The following is a 22,726-nucleotide window of genomic DNA, read 5'->3' as shown; positions in this document are numbered from 1 at the left end:
TTTGTGATGAGCTATTTTTCCTTTATCGGTTGTCGAATGTTAATTGGGGTAAATGTTTTTAGTAAAATTCCGATTAAGAGCAATCAGCGCTGACGGCCTGGGCGTCGGTTCTTCCGCGCGGCTTCTGTCATGCTATCTCTTGCCAGCAATGACAGAAGCCGCGTCGACGAAGAGTAGGGATCTTTTTCGCTGACACCCGCCTGATTAATGGGTGGCAATGCCTAACTTCTTCATTCGCGACAACAGGGTAGTACGCTTTAATCCCAGCCGCTGTGCCGCGCCGCGCGGACCGGCGACCACACCGTTGGTCTCTTTGAGCACCTGAAGGATCTGGCTGCGTTCATCTTCATCATTCAGCGGGGGAACCGGCGTGGTGGTACGCATTATCGGCTGCGCGACCGGCAGCGGATAATTGAGTTCGGGAAGTTGCAGATCCAGCACCGTGCCGCGGGTCAGCAGCACCGCACGCTCTATCACATTCTCCAGTTCACGCACGTTACCCGGCCACGGCATACGGCTCAGCAGGCGCAGGGTCTCTGCCGGAATGCTGTCGATGGTGCGCTTCATGCGTTTGGCGATTTTGTAAGTCAGGAATTTCACCAGCTGTGGAATATCTTCCGGGCGCTCGCGCAGCGGCGGAATGACGATAGGAAAGACGTTCAGCCGGTAGTAGAGATCGCTGCGGAACGTTTTATCGGCCACCATCTGGCGCAAATCGCGGTTAGTGGCGGCGATCAGCCGGACATCCACCGAGATCAGCTTGTTACCGCCGACCCGCTCGAACTCCTGCTCCTGCAAAATACGCAGCAGTTTGGGCTGAAGTTCTATCGGGATTTCGCCCACCTCATCCAGAAACAGGGTGCCCTTGTCAGCCAGCTCGAAACGCCCCATGCGCTGTGCGGTGGCACCGGTAAATGCGCCTTTTTCATGGCCGAACAGATCGCTTTCCATCAAGCCTGCCGGCATGGCGGCGCAGTTCATCTTCACCATACGCTGTGCCGAACGATCGCCAAGATTGTGAATGGCGCGGGCGATCAGCTCCTTACCGGTGCCGGTCTCACCGAGGATAAGCACGGTACAGTCACTTTTGGCGACGATCTCGACCTGCTTCAGCACCGCGGACATGCTGGCACTGCGGCCGACAATATCGCAGAAGTCCGGGGTGTTGATGTTGATTTGCTCGGTCAGGTAGAGGTTTTCATGTTGCAGCTTCTCTTTCAGGCTTTTGATCTGCTGATAGGCCAGCGCATTATCCACCGCAATCGCGATACGCTCGGCAATCTGCTGCAATACCTTCAGATTGGCAAAATTCAGGTTATCGGGCTGGCGCTGCACCAGTTTCAGTACCCCGAGGGTTTTAGGGCCAAAGCGCAGCGGCAGAATAGAGATGGTTTTGCTCTGACCCCGCCACAGGGTATTGAACAGCGGGCTGTCGGGGTTCTCGGCTGCCTCGTCCGGGCCGGGCGAAGTCAGTAACATCTCGCCGCTGTTCATCACCTGCTGTTCTGCGGAACCGGCCAGCATCATGCGTGACTGTTCACGTTGCACCTCCTGAGGGCCCAGAAAGTGAGTGGCATAGACGCTGGCCTGATCGCTCTCTTTATCCGCGTCACAAAGTACAATACTGATGGCGTTGATATGGAAAAAGTGGTGAATGGTTTTGGCGATCTCATCGATCAGCTCATCCAGATCGAGCCTGGAGAGCACCGCGTTCGTCACATCCACCAGAATGCGGAAATCATCCCGCTCACGGCGCAACAGCCTTTGCTGAAACTGCGCCTTTTCCCGCCGCTGAATCTGGCCCACCGCGATGGCGGCCAGCAGACACAGCTCATGCAGGCGGCGCTTCTCTTCTTCACTGAATGGCCGGTCGTACTGACGGGTAAATTCAGCGCCCCCCAGCACACCAGACGCCTCCGACAACGGCACCAGACAGTAGTGGCTGAAAGGCGGATAGAGGTTGAGCGCCGCCAGCTGGGGATAACGCAGGCGCAGCGCCTCACTGCGCCACACCTGGGGGGCGGGATGGCTCAGCAGGGTGCGAACCGGTCCGGTCGCCAGCAGGGTTTCATCTTCATAACTGACCAGCTGCTGACCGGCATCAAGCCCATAAAAGCTGACGCGCGGACTCTGCTGACCGAACAACACCAGGGTGACGGCGTCGGCGAGGCTCATCTGCCGGACCTGCTGTTGCAGGGTTGCCAGCAGTGAGGTCATCGTCGGTTGCAACAGGAGCGTGCGCGTCAGCTCCAGTAATCCTTTACGTTCTGTGGTGATCGGTGTTGCGTTCTGCATGACATGGGCTCTGGTTGTAAAGTCAGTAAACGATCCGGGTATCAGGCGGCGGTTAAAAGTCTACGCTTTCAGACCGCCGCGCTCTTGTGAGGAGATCAACAAATGCGGGGTAACGGCTCAGCATGCGGCAACATCAGCTGCCGGGTAATGCCCAGCGGGCCGCGCAGCGTAACCTGCTGCCGGGCGGTCACTTCACCGATGGTCGCGGCGTCACTGCCCAGCGGATGCTGGCGTAACAGGTGCAGCGCCTCGGCTTCCGCCTCTGCGGAGACCACCGCCACCAGTTTGCCCTCGTTGGCAAAGTTCAGCGGGTCCAGCCCCAGCAGTTCACAGATGCCACGCACCGCAGGTTTCACCGGCAGGGCGGTTTCATCAATCACCACCCCCAGACCGCTGGCGGCGCTGAACTCATGCAGCACCGCGTTTACGCCGCCACGGGTGGCATCGCGCAGCGCATGCACGCCCGCCAGCGCGCGCAGCGGCGCTACCATCGGAGCCAGCACGGCACAGTCGCTCTCCACCCCCAGATCCATCCCCAGCCGCTCGCGCAGGTTGAGGATCGCGGCGCCATGATCGCCCAGCGTGCCGCTGACGATCACTTTATCTCCCGCCCTGAGGCGGCTGGCTGCCCAGTTGACGCCTGCGGGGATCGCCCCGATCCCCGCGGTGTTGATAAAGATCTTGTCCGCCGCGCCGCGCGGCACCACTTTGGTATCGCCGGTGACGATAGCCATTCCCGCCTGACGCGCGCTCTGCGCCATCGCCGTGACGATGCTGCGCAGCGCATCCAGCGGAAACCCCTCTTCCAGAATAAAGCCACAGGAGAGCCAGGCGGGCGTCGCGCCACAGACCGCCAGATCGTTGGCGGTGCCGCAAACCGCCAGCTTGCCGATATTGCCGCCGGGAAAGAAGATCGGGTCAATGACGTAGCTGTCGGTGGTAAAGGCCAGCCGATCGCCCTGGGCGGTCAGGCTGGCCAGCGACAGCCGCGCGCCATCTTCCCGTTGATTAAGCCAGGGGTTGTCGAACGCGGCCATAAACAGCTGTTCCACTAACTGCTGTGTCGCCCGGCCACCGCTGCCGTGCGCCATGGTGACAACCTGTTGGTGATTCATCCTGTGACTCCTGTGACATCTTCCGTTTCTGGCTGTTGCGGCTCCTGATAGCGGTACTGATACCAGGCCGCGCAGGCACCCTCTGAGGAGACCATCAACGCGCCAAAGGCGTTATGCGGCGTACAGCCGGTGCCAAACAGCGGACAGTGATGGGGTTTGCAGCGGCCGGTCAGCACCTCACCGCAGCGGGCGCGCGGATCATCCGCCACCGCCTGACTCTGCGGCTGAAAGCGCTGTTCGGCATCGAACGAACCATACGCCGGGGCCAGCACGATCCCTGACGCTTCAATCCGCCCTAATCCACGCCATTCGCTGTCGCCGGTCAGCCTGAACACCTCACTCATCGCCTGCTGTGCCAGCAGATTACCCGCTTCCGGCACCACCCGTCGGTACTGGTTGGCCGTTTTACAGTCTTCCTCGCAAACCTGCTCCACCAGCATCAGAACGCTTTGCAGCATGTCCAGCGGTTCGAAGCCGCTGATCACCAGCGGCTTGCCAAACTCTTCACTGATAAAACCGTAGGGCGCAGTGCCGATCACCATGCTGACGTGGCCGGGTGCCAGAAAGGCGTCAATCCGTACGTCATCCTGTTGCAGCAGGCTGCGCAGCGTCGGCAGCAGGCTGATGTGCTGACAGAAGACGCTGAAATTGGTCAGCCCCTCGCGTCGCGCCTGTTGCAGTGTGACCGCCGTGACCGGCAGCGTGGTTTCAAACCCCAGGGCGAAAAAGACCACCTGACGCTGCGGATAGTCACGCGCCAGTTGCAGCGCATCCAGCGGGGAGTAGACCACGCGCACGTCAGCGCCGCGCTCCCTGGCCTGTAAGAGCGAGCCCTGTTTGCCGGGGACGCGCAGCGCGTCGCCAAAGGTGCAGAAGATCACCGCCGGGTGGGCGGCAATTTCGCAGCAGGCATCAATCCGGCCCATCGGCAGCACGCAGACCGGACAGCCAGGGCCATGAATAAATTCCAGCTGCGGCGGCAGCAGCTTATCCAGCCCGAAGCGGAAAATGGCATGGGTATGGCCGCCGCACACCTCCATAATCTGCATCGGCCGTTCAGCGCTGTAGGGCAGCCGCGCGGCACGCTGATGTAACCGCTCAAGCAGCGTTTGCGCCAGCTGCGGATCGCGAAATTCATCGACAAAGCGCATCATCCGGTGGCTCCGCTTCTCAGCAACAGGGTGACATCCGCTTCTACCTCTTCCATCGCATGCAGCGCGGCCAGCGTCTCCTGTGCTTCCTGCTCATCTATCCGGCTCAGCGCAAAGCCGACATGGATTAACACCCAACAGCCGATCAGGGCGTCGGGTGGCTGGCCCGGCTCCGCCACCAGCGCGATATTCACCTCGCGCCGCAGTCCGCACACTTCGGCCCAGGCGTGGCCGGCGCGCTGCTCATGCAGCGCCACGATTTGTCCCGGAACGCCTATGCACATCGCTGCTGCTCCAGCCATGCCAGCCACGACGCCATGCCTTCACCGGTGGTGGCGGAGAGGGTGATCACCTCAATCGCGGGATTGACCTGGCGGGCATAGGCGATACAGGTGTCGACATCAAAACTGACGTGGGGCAGCAGGTCGATTTTGTTGAGGATCATCAGGCGTGACGCGGCAAACATATGCGGATACTTAAGCGGCTTATCTTCGCCTTCGGTGACCGACAGCACCGCTACCTTATGCCGTTCACCGAGATCGAAGCTGGCCGGGCAGACCAGATTGCCGACATTCTCAATAAACAGCAGGCGGATCGCGCCGGGCGAGAGCTGGTGCAGCGCATCGTGCACCATCTGTGCATCCAGATGGCAGCCTTTGCCGGTATTGACCTGAATGGCCGGTACGCCGGTGGCGCGAATGCGGTCGGCATCATGGCTGGTCTGCTGATCGCCTTCAATCACCGCACAGGCGACCGACCCACTCAGGCGGGTCAGGGTATGGGTCAGCAGGGTGGTTTTACCTGAGCCGGGACTGGAGACCAGATTCAGCGCCAGGGTGTTTGTCGCCGCGAAGTGCTCGCGGTTGTGAGCGGCGATATGATTATTCTTCGCCAGCACCTCCATCTCAATATCCACCAGCCGGCGCGGGGCAAAAGGCGGCCGCTGTGTGCGATCGCCGATCAGGTGGGGGTGGTGAGCCTGTTCACGACTGACGCCTTCAATCTGAAGCTCACCACTGGCACAACCACAGGTACTGCACATAGCTCTCTCCCCAGGCGCGCTGGACGCCGGTTATTCGATTTCGATTCGGTTAATTTTCATGCTGTCACTGGCGGTGACGCGCAAATCACGCCCGCCACACTGCGGGCAGAGCAGGATGCCGGGGCTGAGTAAGGTGACGGATTGCTGGCAGCGGCGGCACCAGCCCTCTGCCGCCGGCAGCGACAGATGTAATTCGCACCCTTCCGCCAGCGTGCCGCGGCAGGCCAGCTCAAAGCAAAATCGCACAGCATCCGGTTCAACACAGGAAAAGGCCCCGATTTCCAGCCACACCGCGGTGATTTTCCGCGCCTGATATTCCTGCCCTAGCTGTTGCATGATTTCCACCGCGTTCTGGCACAACGTAATTTCGTGCATATTCATCTTCAGCAGCGTCATTAAGTGGAGGAGGTATTGCAATAACAGTGCCAGAACGCGGGCTGTTATTTCTGACGTGCCGCTGATGCGGGCTGAATAATGATGACACTTTTGTCGAAACCGGTGTCATCGACAGATTTGTGCGCCGTTTTTGTCACCTGGTTTTCTGTCATCAATAGGGCTAACAATATAATTTCCCGACAGTTATTAAATAATTTTTAAGCCTGGCATGCTTTATGCGAAGAGGAGGCTAAGCGCCGTGTTTGATCGTCACCCGGCATAGCTAACTACGGATAATGAAGATGAGCATTCTCAGCGAACTGACCAGCCAGGCGAACTATATCGCCAGCAGGAACAACTGCCTTAAGTCACAATGGCACACCTATCGGACCAGCCTGGTACAGGCGGTCATGCAGGAAAATAAGCAGATAAATCATGAGTTCAGCGGCAGTGAAGGGCGGGGGGTTCACTTCCGGCTGTTCAGCCATTTTTTACTCAGCGTTCAGCCGGGAGAGGCGTTTCACAGCCAGGAGATTGTCTACAGCCTGAATATGGCGAAGGGCGAGGCCACCCCCTGTTTCCTGCCTTTTGCCTGCGCCCGCCTCAGCGATGATGGCTGGGTGGATGGCATGGTCGATATTCAGGATAAACCCGCCGTGCTGGAACATTACCTCAATAAAATAGCCGCTATTTATCAGACGCTTTTTGACGCGCTGAAAAATAATCAGCCGGTTCAGCCGCAGCTGGAAAAATTACTCGCAAGTAAAAGAGTCCGCGCGGAGAAAAAAGCGTGAGTCGCGCGGAGTTAATGGCTTTAGCGTGCCGGATTCAGCCCGGTTAATTGCGACATAAATGTCGAAATGTCAATTTAAGCGCCAGTTTCGTCATATATGACGAAATAATGAGGGAGTGTCATGAGTCCTCCGACTTCCATGAATCAATATATCATCGCCGACCCCAGATTATGCATCGGCTGCAACACCTGTATGGCCAGTTGCTCTCAGGAGCACCAGCGGCACGGCTTACAGTCTGCGCCACGCTTGCAGGTGATGCGTAACCGGCTCGATTCCGCCCCCGTCACCTGCCACCAGTGTGAAGATGCGCCCTGCGCCCAGGTCTGCCCGGTCAACGCCATCAATCGCGAGAACGAGGCGATCTGTCTCAACGAAAGCCTGTGCATCAGCTGCAAGCTCTGCGGCATCGCCTGTCCGTTTGGGGCCATTACCTTTGCGGGCAGCACGCCGCTGGATATTCCCCGCGACTGCAACAGCCCCAAAGCGCTGCCTGCGCCGCGCGCGCCGCGTCCGGTCAGCCCGATGCTCGATTGGGTGCCGGGCGTTCGCGCGGTGGCGGTGAAGTGTGACCTGTGCAGCTTCAGCCCGGACGGCCCGGCCTGCATTAAAACCTGCCCGACCCAGGCGATTACCCTGGTGACGGCCAGCCTGGCGGAAACGGCCAGTCAGCAGAAACGCCTTAACGCCATGACGGTTTTTCCGGCTTCCCTGACCGTTTTCACCGCACCTGACCCGGAGGGTAAACCATGACGTTACTGCCTGTTTTGCAACCGGTCCCGCTGCTGACGCTGGCGCTGCTGGCCTGGCTGATTGCCGGGCTGGCGGGGGGCGGGCTGGCCGCCGCGGGTCGCCTCAGCAGCCTGATCTCCGGCATCGGAGGCATGGTGGCGTCCGGGGCGGTGATGCTGGCCGCGCTGTTGCTGTTAATCCGCGGGGTATCCACCGCCACGGAACTGCCGCTGCTGGCTTTTCGCGTGGAGCTGACGCCGCTGAACGGCCTGCTGTTGCTGGCGCTATCGCTGCCCGCCCTGCTCAGCAGCCTCTACGCCTGCGGCTGGCTGGCCCAGGTCCGTCAGCGTCAGCGCGCCCGTTCCGCTTTGTGGTGCAATCTGCTGCTGGCGGCGCTGACCGGTGCCGTGATGGCCGCCAGTGCGGTTGAGCTGATCCTGATGATGGAGCTGGCGGCGCTCTGCGCCTACTTCCTGATCGTACAGACCGACGAGGCGAAGAGTCGCCGCGCCGGGCTGAATCAGTTTTTAGCGGGCCGCCTGGGGACGCTCTGTCTGATTCTGGCGTTTGCCCTGCTTTATCACAGCAGCGGCAGCCTGAGCTTTGCGCTGCTGCGCCAGTGCCTCTTCCCGGCTGGGGTGAAATCGGCCGCCTTTCTGCTGACGCTGGTCGGTTTTGGCCTCTATGCCGGGATGATTCCGCTGCACGCCTGGGTGCCACAATCCCACGCCAGCGCGCCCGCCCATGCCGCGGCGCTCTTCTCGTCGGGACTGCTGAAAATCGGCGTTATCGGCATCATCAAAGTGGGGCTGGATCTGCTCGGCGCTCCGCCGCTGTGGTGGGGCGTGCTACTGCTGCTGCTGGCGCTGCTGACCGCCTTTATCGGCGGGCTCTATGCGCTGATGGAGCACGATATTCGTCGCCTGCTCGCTTATCACTCGCTGGAAAACATCGGGATTATTCTGCTGGGGATCGGCGGGGCGATGGTGGGTGTGGCGCTGAAGCTGCCCGCGCTGGCGTCACTGGCGCTGCTGGCTGGCCTGTTTCACCTGTTTAATCACGGTCTGTTTAAAACCGCGCTGTTCCTCGGTGCGGGTGAAATTGAACTGCAAACCGGGATCAGGGACATGGAAAAGCTCGGCGGTCTCGGCCGCCTGATGCCGTGGACGGCGGTGGCGATGCTGATTGCGCTGATGTCGATGGCGGCGCTGCCCCCGCTGAACGGCTTTGCCAGTGAATGGCTGCTCTATCAGTCGCTGTTCCAGCTCAGTGCGCTGCCGCTGTTTATCCTGCGGCTGCTCGGCCCTCTGCTGGCGGTGGGGCTGGCGTTAACCGGTGCGCTGGCGCTGATGTGCATCGCCAAAGTCTTTGGCGTCACCTTCTGCGGCGCGCCGCGCAGCCAGCGGGCCGCGGAAGCGACGCCGGCACCGCTCGCGATGACCCTCGGCAGCAGCCTCGCTGCGCTGCTCTGTGTGATTTCCGGCGTCGCCTCGCCGTGGATCATTCCGCACCTGTCTGCGGTGGTCGCCTCGCTGCTCAACGCGCCCGCCTTACAGCTGGCTCAGCAGGGGGTGATCTTTTCCCGCTCCTCAGCCGTTTCCACGCCGATGCTCACCCTGCTGCTGCTGGGGATGCCGCTGCTGCCGTGGATCGTCGCGCTGCTGTGGCGCGGCCAGCGTCTGCCGCATCGCGCACGCGGCGACGCCTGGGCCTGCGGTTATGCCCACTCCGCCGACATGGTGGTGACGGCGACCGGCTTCGCCCAGCCGCTGCGGGTGATGTTTGCGCCGCTTTATCGTCTGCGTCAGCAGGCGACGCCGGGGGGGCTGGTGTCAGCACTGCACCGGGGCGGCGTGGCGGTTTTCTGCCATCGTCTGGCTTTCATTGAACTGGCCGTGCTGCTGGTGGTGGCCGTTGCCTGAGGAACTGATTATGCACTTTCCTTTTCTGCTGGCGGGTCCACTCTGGCCGCTGGCGCTGCTTCAGGCGGTGGCGCTGCTGGCGCTGGCACCGCTGTTTGCCGGTTTCAGCCGCGTGCTGCGGGCGCGGATGCACAACCGCCGCGGGCCGGGGCTGCTACAGGAGTACCGTGATATTGCCAAGCTGCTGACCCGGCAGAGTGTGGCTCCCGCCGCCGCGGGCGCTGCGTTTCGCAGTATGCCCTGGCTGCTGACCGGCGGGCTGCTGGTGATCGCCACTGCGCTGCCGGTGATCACGCTGGTCTCGCCCATCGGGGCGGCCGGGGATCTGATCACGGTGATCTATCTGTTCGCGCTGGTGCGCTTTGTGTTTGCCATTGCCGGACTCGATACCGGCAGCCCCTTCACCGGCATCGGTGCCAGCCGGGAAGCGGTGCTCGGCATTCTGGTGGAGCCGATCCTGCTGCTCGGACTCTGGATCGCGGCGCTGGTGGCGGGCTCCACCTCCCTCGGTGCCATTGCGAGCCGCGTCCTGCACTGGCCCGCTCACACCTCTGTCACGCTGCTGCTGGCCGCGCTGGCCTGCGCGTTCGCCACTTATATCGAAATGGGTAAGTTGCCGTTTGATCTGGCGGAAGCGGAACAGGAGCTACAGGAAGGCCCGCTGACGGAATATTCCGGCGCGGCGCTGGGGGTGCTGAAACTCGGTATCAGCCTGAAGCAGCTGGTGGTGGTACAGCTGTTCCTCGGCCTGTTTCTCCCGTTCGGGCTGGCCGGGGCGATCACCCCACTGGCGCTGCTCACGGCAACGCTGCTGGCGCTGGCGAAGCTGGCGATCGCCATTTTTATCGTCGCGCTTATCGAGAATAGCGTGGCTCGCCTGCGCTTTCTCAACACCTCCCGCACCACCTGGGCGGGGTTCGGCCTGGCGTTTCTGGCGCTGGTTTCCTGGCTGGTCACCGGCTGACCTGACTTTTTTCTTATCCCGCCGCGGCGGGAAGAGGCTTTGTAATGAGCGAGTTGAATACCGCATTAAATCAAAATCCGGTCGGCAACCACTATCTGGCTGCGCTGGCGACACAGTTTCCGTCGGCGGTGCTGGGCAGTGAATGGCAGACTGACACCCAGGCCACCGTCACCATCCGGCTAGACGCGCTGCCCGCGGTGGTGGAGTGGCTCTATTACCAGCAGGGCGGCTGGCTTTCCGTGCTGTTCGGTAACGACGAACGCACCCTGTGCGGCAACTATGCCCTCTATTATGTGCTGTCGATGGAGCAGGGGGTGAAGTGCTGGATCACCGTGCGCACCGAAGTCGATCCGCTGTCGCTGGAGTTCCCGTCGGTGACGCCGCGCGTGCCGGCGGCGGTGTGGGGCGAACGTGAAGTGCGCGACATGTACGGTCTGCGCCCGGTCGGCTTGCCGGATGAGCGTCGGCTGGTGCTGCCCGACGACTGGCCGGACGATCTCTATCCGCTGCGCAAAGACGCGATGGATTATCGCCAGCGCCCGGCACCCACCACCGATCAGGAGACCTATCCCTTTATCGCCGAAGCGAAAGAGGGCAGCAAAATCGTGCCGATTGGCCCGCTGCACGTCACCTCGGACGAACCGGGACACTTTCGTCTGTTTGTCGATGGTGAAGATATTATTGATGCGGATTATCGCCTGTTCTATGTCCATCGCGGCATGGAGAAGCTGGCGGAAACCCGCATGGGATATAACGAAGTCACCTTCCTGTCAGACCGGGTTTGCGGCATCTGCGGCTTTACTCACAGCGTGGCCTACACCTCCTCGGTGGAAAACGCGATGGGGATAGTGGTGCCACCGCGTGCGCAGATGATCCGATCGATCCTGCTGGAGGTGGAGCGTCTGCACAGCCATCTGCTTAACCTCGGGCTGGCCTGTCACTTTGTTGGCTTTGACTCCGGCTTTATGCAGTTTTTCCGCGTGCGCGAACAGTCGATGAAGATGGCGGAGATCCTGACCGGGGCGCGTAAAACCTACGGCCTGAACCTGATTGGCGGCATTCGTCGTGACATCCTGAAACAGGATCTGATACAGACCCTGGCGCTGGCGGGCACGATGCGCCGTGAGCTTAACGATCTGGTCGATATTCTGCTGAGCACCCCCAACACCGGGCAGCGCTGCGTCGGCGTCGGCAGGCTGGACCCGCAGGTGGCACGCGATTTCAGTAATGTCGGCCCGATGGTCCGCGGCAGCGGCCATCGCCGCGATATGCGGCAGGATCATCCCTATGCCGGCTACGCGAAACTGCCGTTTGAGCTGGTTAGCGAAACCGGCAACGACGTCTACTCCCGCCTGAAAGTGCGCATCCATGAAGTCTATAACTCGCTGAATATGATTGAGTCCGGCCTGCAAAATCTGCCCGGCGGCGCGCTGGCGGTCGAGGGCTTCCACTATATTCCGCACCGCTTTGCGCTGGGTTTTGCCGAAGCGCCCCGCGGCGACGACATTCACTGGAGCATGACCGGCGACAACCAGAAGCTGTTTCGCTGGCGCTGCCGGGCGGCAACCTACGCCAACTGGCCGACGCTGCGCTACATGCTGCGCGGCAACACCGTTTCTGACGCGCCGCTGATTATCGGCAGTCTCGATCCCTGTTACTCCTGTACCGACCGCATGACCGTGGTGGATGTGCGTAAAAAAACCGCCAGGGTGATCCCTTACAAAGAGATCGAACGTTACGGCATAGAACGCAAAAATTCGCCGCTTTGAGGAGCTGTGCAACATGCTGAAACTGATAAAAAAAGTGCTGAAAACCGGCACGGCCACGCTGGCTTATCCCGCTAAGCCGCTGGAGCTGCCGGCCAGCTTTCGCGGTAAACCGCACTATAACGCCCAGCAGTGCATCGCCTGCGGAGCCTGCGTGAACGCCTGTCCCTCCAATGCGCTGACCATGCACCTGGCGGAAGAGGGCGACAGCCTGCGCTGGTCGCTGTTTCTGGGGCGCTGCATCTTCTGCGCGCGCTGCGAGGAGGTCTGTCCGACCGCGGCCATCAGGCTGTCGCAGGCGTTTGAACTGGCGGTCTGGCGCAAAGAAGATCTGTTTGAGACCGCCGATTTTCCCATCTGCCATTGCCGTGAGTGCGGCAAACCTTATGCGGTGCAGAAAGAGATCGACTTTGCGCTCAGCCTGTTACAGCAGCACGCGGCGCTGAGTGACCAGCAGGTTGCTGAGCGTCGCCCGCAATATGAAACCTGCCCGGAGTGCAAAAAGCAGCATGGTCTCGCCTCCAGTGACCGGATCGATGCTGGCCGCTATATGACCACGGAGGCCCATTGATGGATCACAATCCGATTGCTCCACGGGATGAGCATGGCCTGCCACGGCCGGTCACGCTGGATGAAAGCATCGCCCGGCTGAAATCGACCCTGCTCGGCAGCATACGCCGCTCGGCCTATGTCTATCGCGTCGACTGCGGCGGCTGCAATGGCTGCGAGATTGAGATTTTCGCCGCTATCTCTCCGTTGTTCGACGCCGAACGCTTTGGCATTAAAGTGGTGCCGTCGCCGCGCCATGCCGACATCCTGCTGTTCACCGGGGCCGTCACCCGCGCCATGCGGATGCCTGCGCTGCGCGCCTGGGACGCCGCCCCCGATCCTAAAATCGCCATCTCCTACGGGGCCTGCGGCAACAGCGGCGGTATCTTTCACGACCTCTACTGCGTCTGGGGCGGCACCGATGCTCTGGTGCCGGTGGATGTCTACATTCCTGGCTGCCCGCCGACCCCGGCGGCCACCATCTACGGCTTTGCAGTGGCGCTGGGCCTGCTGGATCAGAAAATCAAAGGTCAGCAGCACGACAAGGCGGCCAGCGAACCGGCGAGGTTACTGCACCCGGACCTGCCGCAGCCGCTGCGCGTGCGGCTGGATCGCGAAGCGCGGCGGATGGCCGGGTATCGCTATGGCCGTGAGATTGCCGATCGCTTTATGCAGATCGTCAGCGCGCCAGGCTCCCTCCCGCCAGAGCAGCGGCTGGCTGCCTGGCTGGAAGAGCAGGGCGATCTGCGGCTTAACGAAATCGTCGGCAACCTGCAACAGATCTACCAGCAGGTGCTGCGTGGCGAGGTGCGTGTGTGATGAACGTTGAAAATGAGCAGCGCTACGCGCGACATCAGCCCTGTGCCGGCCATCAGCCAGCGAAGAACCGCGTTATTTTCTATTCGCTGAGCCGCAAATTTGTCGATGAAAAAAGCGCGCAGCGACGCACGACGCAGAAGGCGCAGGAGGTGGTCTATTACAGCCTCGCCATCGGCCATCATCTGGGGGTGATCGACTGCCTGACCGCCCGCCTGGAATGCCCGCTGACTGGCTATCAGCACTGGATCGATTGTCTGCCGCGGGATGGTGAAGCGCACCGCAAGCTGGCCGGGGTTCAGCGCTTCGGCGAGATCACCATCGACAGCAGTCATACCCATCTGCTGGCGCTGGCGCTGCATGCTGCGCGTCCGCAGATGAGCCAGCAGCAGCAGGCGTGGAGCGATACGCTGATGGCGCTGCTTGGCCGGATCGAAAACGATCCCGCGCTCTACCTGATGGTCAGGAGGATCGATGGCTGACTCTCCTCGCCACTACGCACTGCTGTGCGTTGGCAACAGCATGATGGGCGATGACGGGGCCGGGCCACGGCTGGCCGAACTCTGTGCCGACCAGCCCCTGAGCGGCTGGACGGTGGTGGATGGCGGCGCGATACCGGAAAACGACATCGGCTATTTACGTGAGCTGCGCCCCGATCGTCTGGTGATTGTCGATGCCACTGACATGGGGCTGCTGCCGGGTGAAATGCGGATTATCGACGAGTCCGCTATCGCCGACATGTTCATGATGACCACCCACAACCTGCCGCTGACCTTTTTAATCCAGCAGCTGCGGGAGGATATTCCCGACATCACCTTTATCGGTATCCAGCCCGACGTGGTCGCCTTCTGCTTTCCTCTCAGCCCGGCGGTTGAGCAGGCGGTAAATCGGCTGCATCACTGCTTAGCGGCGCTGGATGGCGGGCTGGCTATCGACCGCTTTATCCCCTCGACATAACTGTCGATGCAGTGACGAAACCGCAGGTGTCGTCAGTGACACCTGCGTCTTACCTCCGATCGTTTCCGTTTAACTTACTGAATCAGATGAATAAATAAACCGTGCGCAAGCTGGCATGGTTTATGTATAGCAACAGAGGAAAACCTTTAACCCACTGAAGAGCACCCACAGGGATCCCCTGAGTCACGGGCGTCGCGGCAGGGTGGCAGGCAGAGGCGTGTGATGAGCTGACCGGCGTCAGGGAGTCAGGCGAAGCTGCGTAGCCAGCAGGCTGAGGCGTCACGGGCGCGGGTAGCTGGAGAGCAGAATGAACCGGTTTATTATCGCCGACCCCAAAAAATGCATTGGCTGTCGCACCTGTGAAATCGCCTGCGTGATGGCGCACAGTGATTCGCAGGAGATCTCGCAGCTGACGGCCGCCACCTTTGCCCCGCGCCTGCATGTGATTAAAGGCGTCAATCTCAGTACGGCGGTGATGTGTCGCCAGTGTGAAGACGCCCCCTGCGCCAACGTCTGCCCGAACGGGGCGATCGCCCGTACCGGCGACCATGTGCAGGTGATGCAGGAGCGCTGCATCGGCTGCAAAACCTGCGTCGTCGCCTGTCCCTATGGCGCGATGGAGGTGATCACCAAACCGATCTTTCGCCAGAACGGCGCAGCCATGACCGCCGTCTCTGACAAGGCGGAAGCGCATAAATGCGACCTCTGCCACGGCAGGGCAGCCGGCCCGGCCTGCATGGAGATCTGTCCCACCAAGGCATTCTTTGCGATTGACCGCAATCACTTACAGGAAATGAACGCAGAAAAACGCCGCCGCGCTGCGCTCGACAGCACCTCCCCGCTGCTGTTTTAACCCCGGATAGAGGAACTCATACCATGAAAAAAGTCACCACGGTCTGCCCCTACTGCGGGGCGGGCTGCAAAATGAAGCTGGTTGTTGATAACGGCAGGATTATCCGCGCAGAAGCGGCAGAGGGCGTCACCAACCAGGGCGAGCTGTGCCTGAAAGGCTACTACGGCTGGGATTTTCTCAATGACACTAAACTGCTGACCCCGCGTCTGACCCAGCCGCTGATCCGTCGGCAGAAAGGCGGCAAATTTGAAGCCGTCAGCTGGGATGAGGCGATCCGCTACACCGCCCAGCGCCTGAAGCAGATTAAAGAAAAACATGGCCCGCGCGCCATCATGACCACCGGCTCGTCACGCGGAACCGGCAATGAAACCAACTACGTTATGCAGAAGTTCGCGCGGGCCGTGATTGGCACCAACAACGTCGACTGCTGCGCCCGCGTCTGTCACGGCCCGTCGGTTGCCGGTTTGCAGGCGACCCTGGGTAACGGCGCGATGAGTAACTCCATCGGCGATATTGAGAACTCCAAATGTCTGCTGGTGATCGGCTATAACTGCGCCGACTCCCACCCGATTGTTGCCCGCCGGGTGATCAAGGCCAAAGAGAAAGGCGCGCAGATTATTGTCTGCGACCCACGCCGCATCGAAACCGCCCGCATTGCCGATCAGCATCTGCAAATTAAAAACGGCTGCAATATGGCGCTGGTGAACGCCTTTGCCCATGTGCTGATTGAAGAAAATCTCTATGACCACGACTACGTCGCGAAATATACCGAAGGCTTTGAAGAGTACCGCAAAAACGTCGCCGATTATTCGCCGGAAGCGGTGGCGGAACTGACCGGTGTTTCCGCCCAGCAGATCCGCCAGGCGATGCGTACCTACGCCGCGGCACCGTCCGCCACCATTATGTGGGGCATGGGGGTGACGCAGTTTGGTCAGGCGGTTGACGTGGTGAAAGGGCTGGCGGGTCTGGCGCTGCTGACCGGCAACCTGGGGCGCGCCAATGTCGGCGTCGGCCCGGTGCGCGGCCAGAACAACGTGCAGGGTGCCTGTGATATGGGGGTGCTGCCGAATGAGTTTCCGGGCTATCAGTCGGTGACGGATGCGAAGGTCCGGGCGAAATTTGCTGACGCCTGGGGCATTGATGTTAACCAGATGGACGCGGAGATCGGCTATCGTATCACCGAAGTTCCGCACCTGGCGCTGGAAGGCAAGGTCAAAGCCTATTACATCATGGGCGAAGATCCGCTCCAGACCGAGGCGGACTTAAGCCTGGTGCGTAAAGGGTTTGAGGCGATGGAGTTCGTGGTGGTGCAGGACATCTTTATGACCAAAACCGCCGAGCAGGCGGATGTGATCCTGCCGTCGACCTCCTGGGGCGAGCACGGTGGCGTCTTCTCCTGTGCTGACCGGGGTTTTCAGCGCTTCGAAAAAGCGATCGAGCCGCAGTATAACGTTAAACGTGACTGGGAGATTATCAGCCTGCTGGCGACCGAAATGGGCTATCCGATGCACTATCAGGATAACCAGCAAATCTGGGATGAGATGCGCAGCCTCTGCCCGCTGTTCTATGGCGTGACCTACGAGAAGATGGGCGAGCTGGGCCATGTTCAGTGGCCCTGCACCACGCTCGACAGTCCCGGCACCCAGTACCTCTACGCCGACAACCACTTCGACACGCCGACCGGTAAAGGCCAGCTGTTTGCCGCCCCGTGGCGTGCACCGGCAGAGGTGCCGGATGATGCCTATCCGCTGGTGCTGTGTACCGTGCGCGAGGTCGGCCACTACTCCTGTCGCTCGATGACCGGCAACTGCGCGGCGTTGCAGACCCTGGCGGATGAGCCGGGCTTTGTACAGGTCAATCCGGTTGATGCGCAGGCGCTGGGCGTGCGCGATCAGCAGCTGATCTGGGTGGCTTCCCGGCGCGGCAAAGTGATCAGCCGCGTCAACTTCAATGAGCGCATCAATGCCGGCGCGGTCTACATGACCTATCAGTGGTGGATCGGTGCCTGTAATGAACTGACCCAGGATAACCTCGACCCGATTTCCAAAACACCGGAAACCAAGTACTGCGCGGTGAAGCTTGAACCGATCGCCGATCAGCGCTGGGCTGAAAACTATGCACAGCAGACCTACAGCGAGATGAAAGCACGGCTGCGCAGCGCGGTTGAGGATGTGATCCCGGTGGTTGAGGTGTAATTAAATCATGTCTGGTCTGCGCATTCGCGTCTGCGGCAAAGTTCAGGGCGTCGGCTTCCGGCCTTTTGTCTGGCAACTGGCCGCGCGCTTTCAGCTATGCGGCGACGTCTGTAATGACAGCGCGGGTGTGGAGATCAGACTGCTTCAGCCGGTCAATATCGATCTGTTTATTGAACAGTTACAGCGTGACTGCCCGCCGCTGGCGCGCATTGACGCTCTTCACGTCACCCCTTTTGAGTGGGCCGCGCTGCCGCACGATTTTACCATTGTGCCGAGCCGTCACAGCCTGATGGCGACGCAGATCGCGCCCGATGCGGCGACCTGTCCCGACTGCCTGCGCGAGATGGCGACGCCGCGCGATCGGCGCTTTGGCTACGCCTTTATCAACTGCACCCACTGCGGTCCGCGCTATACCCTGATTCACGCCATGCCTTACGACCGCGCCGCGACCAGCATGGCGACGTTTCCGCTCTGTCCGCACTGTCAGCAGGCGTATCAGAACCCGGCTGACCGGCGTTTTCACGCCCAGCCGGTCGCCTGTGTCCATTGTGGTCCGCGGCTCAGCGCCACGTTGCAGGATGGTCAGCCGCTGGCGTGGGATCAGGCCGCGATTGAACGCGCCGTGGCCGCACTGCGGGCGGGTCAGATTGTCGCCATCAAAGGGCTGGGCGGCTTTCATCTGGCCTGCGACGCGACGCAGCAACCGGCCGTGCTGCGTCTGCGCCAGCGTAAACGGCGTCCGTCTAAACCGCTGGCGGTGATGCTGCCGGAGATAAGCTGGCTCGCCCGATGCAGTGACGACAGCGCGCAACCGGCGCTGCGGCAGCTGCTGACTTCGCCCGCCGCGCCGATTGTGCTGGTGGAACAGCGCGCAGACTCGCCGCTGTGTGCGGCGATTGCGCCTGAGCTGGATGAGGTCGGGCTGATGCTGCCGTTTACGCCGCTGCACCATCTGCTGATGCAGGCGTGCCAGACGCCGCTGGTGATGACCTCTGGCAATGCCAGCGGCTGCGCCCCGGCGCTGACCAATCACGATGCGCTCAGTCAGCTGAACGGGATTGCCGACCTGTGGCTGCTGCATAACCGCGATATTGTCCAGCGCGCCGATGATTCACTGGTCCGGCTGACGCCGCAGGGTACTGAAGTGCTGCGCCGGGCGCGCGGTTATGTGCCGGATGCGCTGAGGCTGCCGGTGGGATTTGCGCCTCAGCCGCCGCTACTGGCGCTGGGCGGCGATCTCAAAAACAGCTTCTGTCTGGCCGGGGACGGGCAGGCGATCCTCAGTCCCCATTTCGGTTCACTGACGCGCCGCGACATCGCCGACCAGCAGCAGCAGGCGATTGAACATTTTCAGCGGCTCTATCACTGCTCGCCGCTGACGGTGGTTCGCGATGCGCATCCGGGTTATGTCAGCCATGCCTCAGCACCCCGTCACGGCGCTGAAGTGGTCGATGTTCTGCATCATCACGCCCATATCGCCGCCTGTCTGGCCGAGCATCAGTGGCCGCTGGATGGCGGTGAAGTGATCGGGCTGGCGCTGGATGGGCTGGGCTATGGCGTCACTGAGGATAAGCATGCGGCGCTGTGGGGCGGTGAATGTTTTGTGGCTGATTACCTTCACTGCCGCCATCTGGGCGGACTTCCGGCGGTGGCGCTGCCAGGCGGCGATCGGGCGGCGCGCGAACCCTGGCGTAATTTGCTGGCGCAGTGGCAGGCGTTTGTGCCGGACTGGCAGACGCGCCCCGAAGCGCAGGTGCTGTTTTCCCACCCGTGGCAGCCGCTGTCAAAGGCGATCGACGCGGCGATTAATGCGCCGCTCGCCTCCTCCTGCGGACGGCTGTTTGACGCTGTCGCCGCAGCCGTCGGCTGTGCGCCCGCGGCGCTGAGCTGGGAGGGCGAGGCGGCCTGTCGGCTTGAGGCGCTGGCCCGCCAGGCGTGGGGTGTTTCACATCCGGTCACTTTTCCGTTGCAGCATACCGCTTCAGGGGTTTGGCTCGATTCGGCCACCTTCTGGCAGCAGTGGCTCAACTGGCAGGCCGCGCCAGCCGCCCGGGCGTTTGCCTTTCACGATGCGCTGGCGCAGGGATTCGCGGCGCTGGCCCGTTTTCACGCCGACCAGACCGGCATCCGCACGATCGCGCTCGGCGGCGGTGTGTTGCATAACCGGCTGATGCGTCAGCTGTTGCACCACTCTCTTTCGCCTTTTCACATTTTGATGCCGTTGGCTTTTCCGGCGGGTGACGGTGGACTGGCGCTGGGGCAGGCGGTAATCGCCTGCGCCCGGCGTCAGCGCCACGCTTCAGATAACACAGAAGGACTTCTATGATTAACCCTGCTTCGCATCGCCGCGCACTCTGGCTGTTAACCGGGCTGGTGGCGATCAATCTGCTCGCCTGGGGCTGGGCCCTGGCGCTGTTCCATCATCATGCGGCGCTGATTGCCGCGGCGTTGCTGGCTTATGGCTATGGGCTGCGTCACGCCGTCGATGCGGATCATCTGGCGGCGATTGATAACGTCACCCGTAAGCTGATGCAGCAGGGACAGCGTCCGATTGCGGTAGGGGCGTTTTTCTCGCTGGGGCACTCAAGCATTGTGGTGCTGGCCTGTGTAGCTATCGCTGCCACGTCTCTGGTGTTTGGCAGTAAAATCAGCTGGCTGCATCAGTATGGCAGCACCATCGGCACGCTGGTTTCGGCGCTGTTTCTGCTGCTGATGGCCCTGCTGAATACCCTGATCCTGCGCGATGTCTATCGCCGTTTTCAGCAGCTAAAACAGGGAGTGTCAGCCGCAGATGAACAACTTCACGCCATCCAGGGGGGCGTGATCAGCCGGATTTTTGGCTTCGCTTTTAATATGGTGAATAAAAGCTGGCAGATGTATCTGGTGGGTTTTCTGTTCGGGCTGGGATTTGATACCGCGACCGAGATCTGTCTGCTCGGCATCTCCGCGGCGGGGGCCTCTTCAGGGATGTCGGTCTGGAGCATTATGGTGTTTCCGGTGCTGTTCGCCAGCGCGATGGCGCTGGTCGATTCGCTGGATAATTTTATGATGGTGGGCGCTTACGGCTGGGCCTTCGATCAGCCGGTGCGCAAACTTTATTACAATATGACCATCACCGCGGCCAGCGTGGTTATCGCACTGCTGATCGGCGGGCTGGAGGCGCTGGGGTTGCTGGCTGACAAACTGGCGCTACACGGCGGGCTGTGGGAGGTAGTCGGCACGCTGAATGACAACATGGGCAGCGTCGGCTACGCCGCTATCGCAATTTTCGCGCTGTTCTGGGCGATCTCTGTGATTAATTATCGCTGTAAGGGGTATGACCGGCTGGTGGTGTGAGGGTGGGAATGGTTATGGGCTGTGTTATGGAGGAGAGGGAAACCGGATGTTATAGCCGGGGATCTCTGGGAAAGACGTGGATAGGTTGGACAGGCATTTTAAAAAGCTACGTGACTATATTCAGCCCCTGAATCGCTGGATGTCAGTGCCGGAAGGTTAATCTTGTAAGAAGCGGATGGCAGCCACAAACAAGTGAGGTTGCCCTGAAGCTGGTCTTTGCCCAGCTATGCCAGACATACGCTGTCGTCCATGCCAGCCAAGCAAGGCGGAATATTGTAAAAATCATTCCAGATAAACGCCGATGGAAAAGAACGCACGACAGGGATTTGGCATTTTTTGCCGGGATGTTTCTCACTCGCATTCCGAGTGGCCGAACCGCTAATATTCTCAATGACTCTATTTTCATATGTGATCATTTTTAAATAAAATAAAAAGTCAGGATGAATGATTTATTGTTGATTTAAAATTAAGCTCTCTGTCCGAGGCATAAATATTTATCGATAAACCATGTAGAAATGAAATTTGTCTTACCATATTCCAGGAAAAATTTGATTTAAGGTTTTCCTGATGTCATTTCCTTCTCCTGGGCCGTTATGTAGATCATTAACAACTGTGTTCGCTGCTTCGACTATATCGTTACTGGGACCGGGGCCATTACTTATATCATTTATGGCATTGTTAAATACAATTGATAATTCATTGTTTGAACCCATTTCTGAATTAATCATTTCTCCTGCTTTTCTAAGATATTGTACAATTGTATTGTTATCACCAAAACATCCATTTTCACCACCGATTCCGCTTGAAAAACATTTTTCGATTTCATTTTTAGTGAGCTGTCCACCAGTACAACCAGCCCAAACCCAGGGATCACCCCCTGAAGTCGTGGCGCATTGTACGGCTATTGTCATTTCTTTATTCATTTTTAATCTGGATCCTCCCACACAAGCAATCGTGCCCCATGCTGAAAATTGCCCCTCCTGCAATTGCTCTTGTGCGCATTGAATAGCCTGTTGAGTGTCTTCGTTAAATTGTTGTGATGCCATGCAAAGGGGCATTTCTTCAATGTTCCCATCATGTTTCTCATAGCACTTTCGCACTTGATGATAGATTTTTTGCTCATTTTGGCCTAAAATTGCGGCAGCAATACATTCTTCTCGTTCATTATCGGACAAAACTACGCATTTATATATTTTTCTTTGTGTTTGTGGGAATAAACTTTCAACTGAGCAATTTAAAAAATCATTTTTACTTTTCGAGTTGTTGAGGCAACTTTCTAAATTTTTTTGAGTGGCATATACCATCTTTATGTATCCGGGCTGTGTTGGAGAAAAATATTTTGGTATATTAGGTGCATTAGCAGGAACGCCAATAACCTGATAATTACCCGATGTTAGTTCTGGTATGAACACTACCGGTTGCGTTCCCATTAATGTTTGCTGATTACAGAACCCAATGATCATTGGTCCTGGATTACCTACCCTCAACAGGACTAATTTCCTATCCCAGCTTGCAAAATAGGCTTCCATGAAAGGATTTGCAGCTTGCAGACGCATATAATATTGGCCGGTAGGATCTCGTTGAGAGATGCCATTATTGGCAGGAAACCCTATCTGATAAGAATAGCCACTACTTTCATCAATATAAAAAATTTGTTGATGGAGTTGGTCGTGGCATACCATAGCCAGCGACAAAGGAGAGAAAAAAAACAAAGCGAAAAATGCAACAATGAAAGATTTTACGTTCATTGTGGACCTCGATGTTTCCTGGATGGGTTTTAATTAAATAATGCACGATAATAATGTTGGTTTAACTGAAAATCATTACAGTAATGAAATTATAATCTGTAAAAAGAGAAAGTATCAGG

At 59.4% G+C, this 22,726-nt stretch carries 20 protein-coding genes; 13 read left to right on the top strand and 7 right to left on the bottom strand.

Annotated features, from left to right (window positions below; translation table 11 throughout):
- Positions 1-204 precede the first annotated feature (204 nt).
- The 6 genes from flhA to hypA all read right to left on the bottom strand — a co-directional run bounded on the left by flhA (position 205) and on the right by hypA (position 5,978).
- Positions 205-2,295: a formate hydrogenlyase transcriptional activator FlhA gene (gene flhA, locus ACCW71_RS17610; RefSeq protein ID WP_436373594.1), complete on the bottom strand. Its 2,091-nt coding sequence runs from the start codon at positions 2,293-2,295 to the stop codon at positions 205-207.
- Between the two features lie 95 nt (positions 2,296-2,390).
- Positions 2,391-3,410, bottom strand: a complete 1,020-nt coding sequence (hypE, locus tag ACCW71_RS17605; protein WP_436373592.1) for a hydrogenase expression/formation protein HypE — start codon at positions 3,408-3,410, stop codon at positions 2,391-2,393.
- Positions 3,407-4,561 carry a hydrogenase formation protein HypD gene (gene hypD, locus ACCW71_RS17600; protein ID WP_436373758.1) on the bottom strand — a complete coding sequence of 385 codons (1,155 nt, stop codon included), beginning with the start codon at positions 4,559-4,561 and terminating at the stop codon, positions 3,407-3,409. The genes hypE and hypD overlap by 4 nt, the downstream gene beginning before the upstream one ends.
- Entirely contained in the window at positions 4,561-4,845 is a 285-nt protein-coding gene (locus ACCW71_RS17595) for a HypC/HybG/HupF family hydrogenase formation chaperone (RefSeq protein ID WP_436373590.1), read from the bottom strand. Before ACCW71_RS17595 ends, hypD begins: the two co-directional genes overlap by 1 nt.
- Positions 4,836-5,603: a hydrogenase nickel incorporation protein HypB gene (gene hypB / locus ACCW71_RS17590; RefSeq protein ID WP_436373588.1), complete on the bottom strand. Its 768-nt coding sequence runs from the start codon at positions 5,601-5,603 to the stop codon at positions 4,836-4,838. The genes ACCW71_RS17595 and hypB overlap by 10 nt, the downstream gene beginning before the upstream one ends.
- Before the next feature lie 30 nt (positions 5,604-5,633).
- Complete coding sequence (gene hypA, locus ACCW71_RS17585; protein ID WP_436373586.1) at positions 5,634-5,978, bottom strand: hydrogenase maturation nickel metallochaperone HypA; 345 nt, start codon at positions 5,976-5,978, stop codon at positions 5,634-5,636.
- A gap of 302 nt (positions 5,979-6,280) precedes the next feature.
- Here hypA and ACCW71_RS17580 point away from each other — a divergent pair, with 302 nt between their 5' ends.
- The 13 genes from ACCW71_RS17580 to ACCW71_RS17520 all read left to right on the top strand — a co-directional run bounded on the left by ACCW71_RS17580 (position 6,281) and on the right by ACCW71_RS17520 (position 20,859).
- Entirely contained in the window at positions 6,281-6,772 is a 492-nt protein-coding gene (locus ACCW71_RS17580; protein ID WP_436373585.1) for a formate hydrogenlyase regulator HycA, read from the top strand.
- A gap of 120 nt (positions 6,773-6,892) precedes the next feature.
- Positions 6,893-7,522 (top strand): 4Fe-4S dicluster domain-containing protein, encoded by a 630-nt coding sequence (locus tag ACCW71_RS17575; protein ID WP_436373583.1) that lies wholly within the window; start codon positions 6,893-6,895, stop codon positions 7,520-7,522.
- Positions 7,519-9,423, top strand: a complete 1,905-nt coding sequence (locus tag ACCW71_RS17570) for a proton-conducting transporter transmembrane domain-containing protein (RefSeq protein ID WP_436373581.1) — start codon at positions 7,519-7,521, stop codon at positions 9,421-9,423. Before ACCW71_RS17575 ends, ACCW71_RS17570 begins: the two co-directional genes overlap by 4 nt.
- A gap of 10 nt (positions 9,424-9,433) precedes the next feature.
- Positions 9,434-10,387 carry a respiratory chain complex I subunit 1 family protein gene (locus ACCW71_RS17565; RefSeq protein ID WP_436373580.1) on the top strand — a complete coding sequence of 318 codons (954 nt, stop codon included), beginning with the start codon at positions 9,434-9,436 and terminating at the stop codon, positions 10,385-10,387.
- A 44-nt stretch (positions 10,388-10,431) separates the two neighbouring features.
- A complete protein-coding gene (locus tag ACCW71_RS17560) occupies positions 10,432-12,156 on the top strand; it encodes an NADH-quinone oxidoreductase subunit C (RefSeq protein WP_436373578.1) in 1,725 nt (574 codons plus the stop codon).
- Positions 12,157-12,169: 13 nt separating this feature from the next.
- Positions 12,170-12,724, top strand: coding sequence for a formate hydrogenlyase complex iron-sulfur subunit (locus tag ACCW71_RS17555; protein WP_436373576.1), 555 nt, complete (start codon positions 12,170-12,172; stop codon positions 12,722-12,724).
- Positions 12,724-13,521: an NADH-quinone oxidoreductase subunit B family protein gene (locus tag ACCW71_RS17550; RefSeq protein WP_436373575.1), complete on the top strand. Its 798-nt coding sequence runs from the start codon at positions 12,724-12,726 to the stop codon at positions 13,519-13,521. The genes ACCW71_RS17555 and ACCW71_RS17550 overlap by 1 nt, the downstream gene beginning before the upstream one ends.
- Entirely contained in the window at positions 13,521-14,000 is a 480-nt protein-coding gene (locus tag ACCW71_RS17545; RefSeq protein ID WP_436373573.1) for a formate hydrogenlyase maturation HycH family protein, read from the top strand. Before ACCW71_RS17550 ends, ACCW71_RS17545 begins: the two co-directional genes overlap by 1 nt.
- The gene (hycI, locus tag ACCW71_RS17540) at positions 13,993-14,475 is read left to right on the top strand and encodes a hydrogenase maturation peptidase HycI (RefSeq protein WP_436373571.1); all 483 of its coding nucleotides are present in this window, start codon (positions 13,993-13,995) and stop codon (positions 14,473-14,475) included. Before ACCW71_RS17545 ends, hycI begins: the two co-directional genes overlap by 8 nt.
- A gap of 307 nt (positions 14,476-14,782) precedes the next feature.
- Positions 14,783-15,328, top strand: a complete 546-nt coding sequence (hydN, locus tag ACCW71_RS17535; RefSeq protein WP_436373569.1) for an electron transport protein HydN — start codon at positions 14,783-14,785, stop codon at positions 15,326-15,328.
- A 23-nt stretch (positions 15,329-15,351) separates the two neighbouring features.
- Positions 15,352-17,523 carry a formate dehydrogenase subunit alpha gene (gene fdhF / locus ACCW71_RS17530; protein ID WP_436373567.1) on the top strand — a complete coding sequence of 724 codons (2,172 nt, stop codon included), beginning with the start codon at positions 15,352-15,354 and terminating at the stop codon, positions 17,521-17,523.
- Between the two features lie 7 nt (positions 17,524-17,530).
- Complete coding sequence (hypF, locus tag ACCW71_RS17525) at positions 17,531-19,849, top strand: carbamoyltransferase HypF (RefSeq protein WP_436373565.1); 2,319 nt, start codon at positions 17,531-17,533, stop codon at positions 19,847-19,849.
- On the top strand, positions 19,846-20,859 hold the full coding sequence (locus tag ACCW71_RS17520) for a HoxN/HupN/NixA family nickel/cobalt transporter (protein ID WP_436373563.1): 1,014 nt from the start codon (positions 19,846-19,848) through the stop codon (positions 20,857-20,859). The genes hypF and ACCW71_RS17520 overlap by 4 nt, the downstream gene beginning before the upstream one ends.
- Positions 20,860-21,386: 527 nt before the next feature.
- Here the strand turns inward: ACCW71_RS17520 and ACCW71_RS17515 are convergent.
- Positions 21,387-22,607: a hypothetical protein gene (locus ACCW71_RS17515; protein WP_436373561.1), complete on the bottom strand. Its 1,221-nt coding sequence runs from the start codon at positions 22,605-22,607 to the stop codon at positions 21,387-21,389.
- Between the last annotated feature and the right edge of the window lie 119 nt (positions 22,608-22,726).

This window comes from Pantoea sp. C2G6, assembly GCF_051336815.1.
Lineage (GTDB): Bacteria > Pseudomonadota > Gammaproteobacteria > Enterobacterales > Enterobacteriaceae > Pantoea.
The sequence above is the reverse complement of the archived record's forward strand: the minus strand, read 5'-3'. Positions and strand labels throughout refer to the sequence as shown.

Coding starts and splice junctions, on each gene's coding strand:
- hypF (WP_436373565.1), top strand. CDS start 17,531: ATGTCTGGTCTGCGCATTCGCGTCTGCGGCAAAGTTCAGGGCGTCGGC.
- ACCW71_RS17555 (WP_436373576.1), top strand. CDS start 12,170: ATGCTGAAACTGATAAAAAAAGTGCTGAAAACCGGCACGGCCACGCTG.
- flhA (WP_436373594.1), bottom strand. CDS start 2,295: ATGCAGAACGCAACACCGATCACCACAGAACGTAAAGGATTACTGGAG.
- hydN (WP_436373569.1), top strand. CDS start 14,783: ATGAACCGGTTTATTATCGCCGACCCCAAAAAATGCATTGGCTGTCGC.
- hypE (WP_436373592.1), bottom strand. CDS start 3,410: ATGAATCACCAACAGGTTGTCACCATGGCGCACGGCAGCGGTGGCCGG.
- ACCW71_RS17520 (WP_436373563.1), top strand. CDS start 19,846: ATGATTAACCCTGCTTCGCATCGCCGCGCACTCTGGCTGTTAACCGGG.
- ACCW71_RS17545 (WP_436373573.1), top strand. CDS start 13,521: ATGAACGTTGAAAATGAGCAGCGCTACGCGCGACATCAGCCCTGTGCC.
- fdhF (WP_436373567.1), top strand. CDS start 15,352: ATGAAAAAAGTCACCACGGTCTGCCCCTACTGCGGGGCGGGCTGCAAA.
- ACCW71_RS17580 (WP_436373585.1), top strand. CDS start 6,281: ATGAGCATTCTCAGCGAACTGACCAGCCAGGCGAACTATATCGCCAGC.
- ACCW71_RS17575 (WP_436373583.1), top strand. CDS start 6,893: ATGAGTCCTCCGACTTCCATGAATCAATATATCATCGCCGACCCCAGA.
- hycI (WP_436373571.1), top strand. CDS start 13,993: ATGGCTGACTCTCCTCGCCACTACGCACTGCTGTGCGTTGGCAACAGC.
- ACCW71_RS17550 (WP_436373575.1), top strand. CDS start 12,724: ATGGATCACAATCCGATTGCTCCACGGGATGAGCATGGCCTGCCACGG.
- ACCW71_RS17565 (WP_436373580.1), top strand. CDS start 9,434: ATGCACTTTCCTTTTCTGCTGGCGGGTCCACTCTGGCCGCTGGCGCTG.
- hypB (WP_436373588.1), bottom strand. CDS start 5,603: ATGTGCAGTACCTGTGGTTGTGCCAGTGGTGAGCTTCAGATTGAAGGC.
- hypA (WP_436373586.1), bottom strand. CDS start 5,978: ATGCACGAAATTACGTTGTGCCAGAACGCGGTGGAAATCATGCAACAG.
- hypD (WP_436373758.1), bottom strand. CDS start 4,561: ATGCGCTTTGTCGATGAATTTCGCGATCCGCAGCTGGCGCAAACGCTG.
- ACCW71_RS17560 (WP_436373578.1), top strand. CDS start 10,432: ATGAGCGAGTTGAATACCGCATTAAATCAAAATCCGGTCGGCAACCAC.
- ACCW71_RS17515 (WP_436373561.1), bottom strand. CDS start 22,607: ATGAACGTAAAATCTTTCATTGTTGCATTTTTCGCTTTGTTTTTTTTC.
- ACCW71_RS17570 (WP_436373581.1), top strand. CDS start 7,519: ATGACGTTACTGCCTGTTTTGCAACCGGTCCCGCTGCTGACGCTGGCG.
- ACCW71_RS17595 (WP_436373590.1), bottom strand. CDS start 4,845: ATGTGCATAGGCGTTCCGGGACAAATCGTGGCGCTGCATGAGCAGCGC.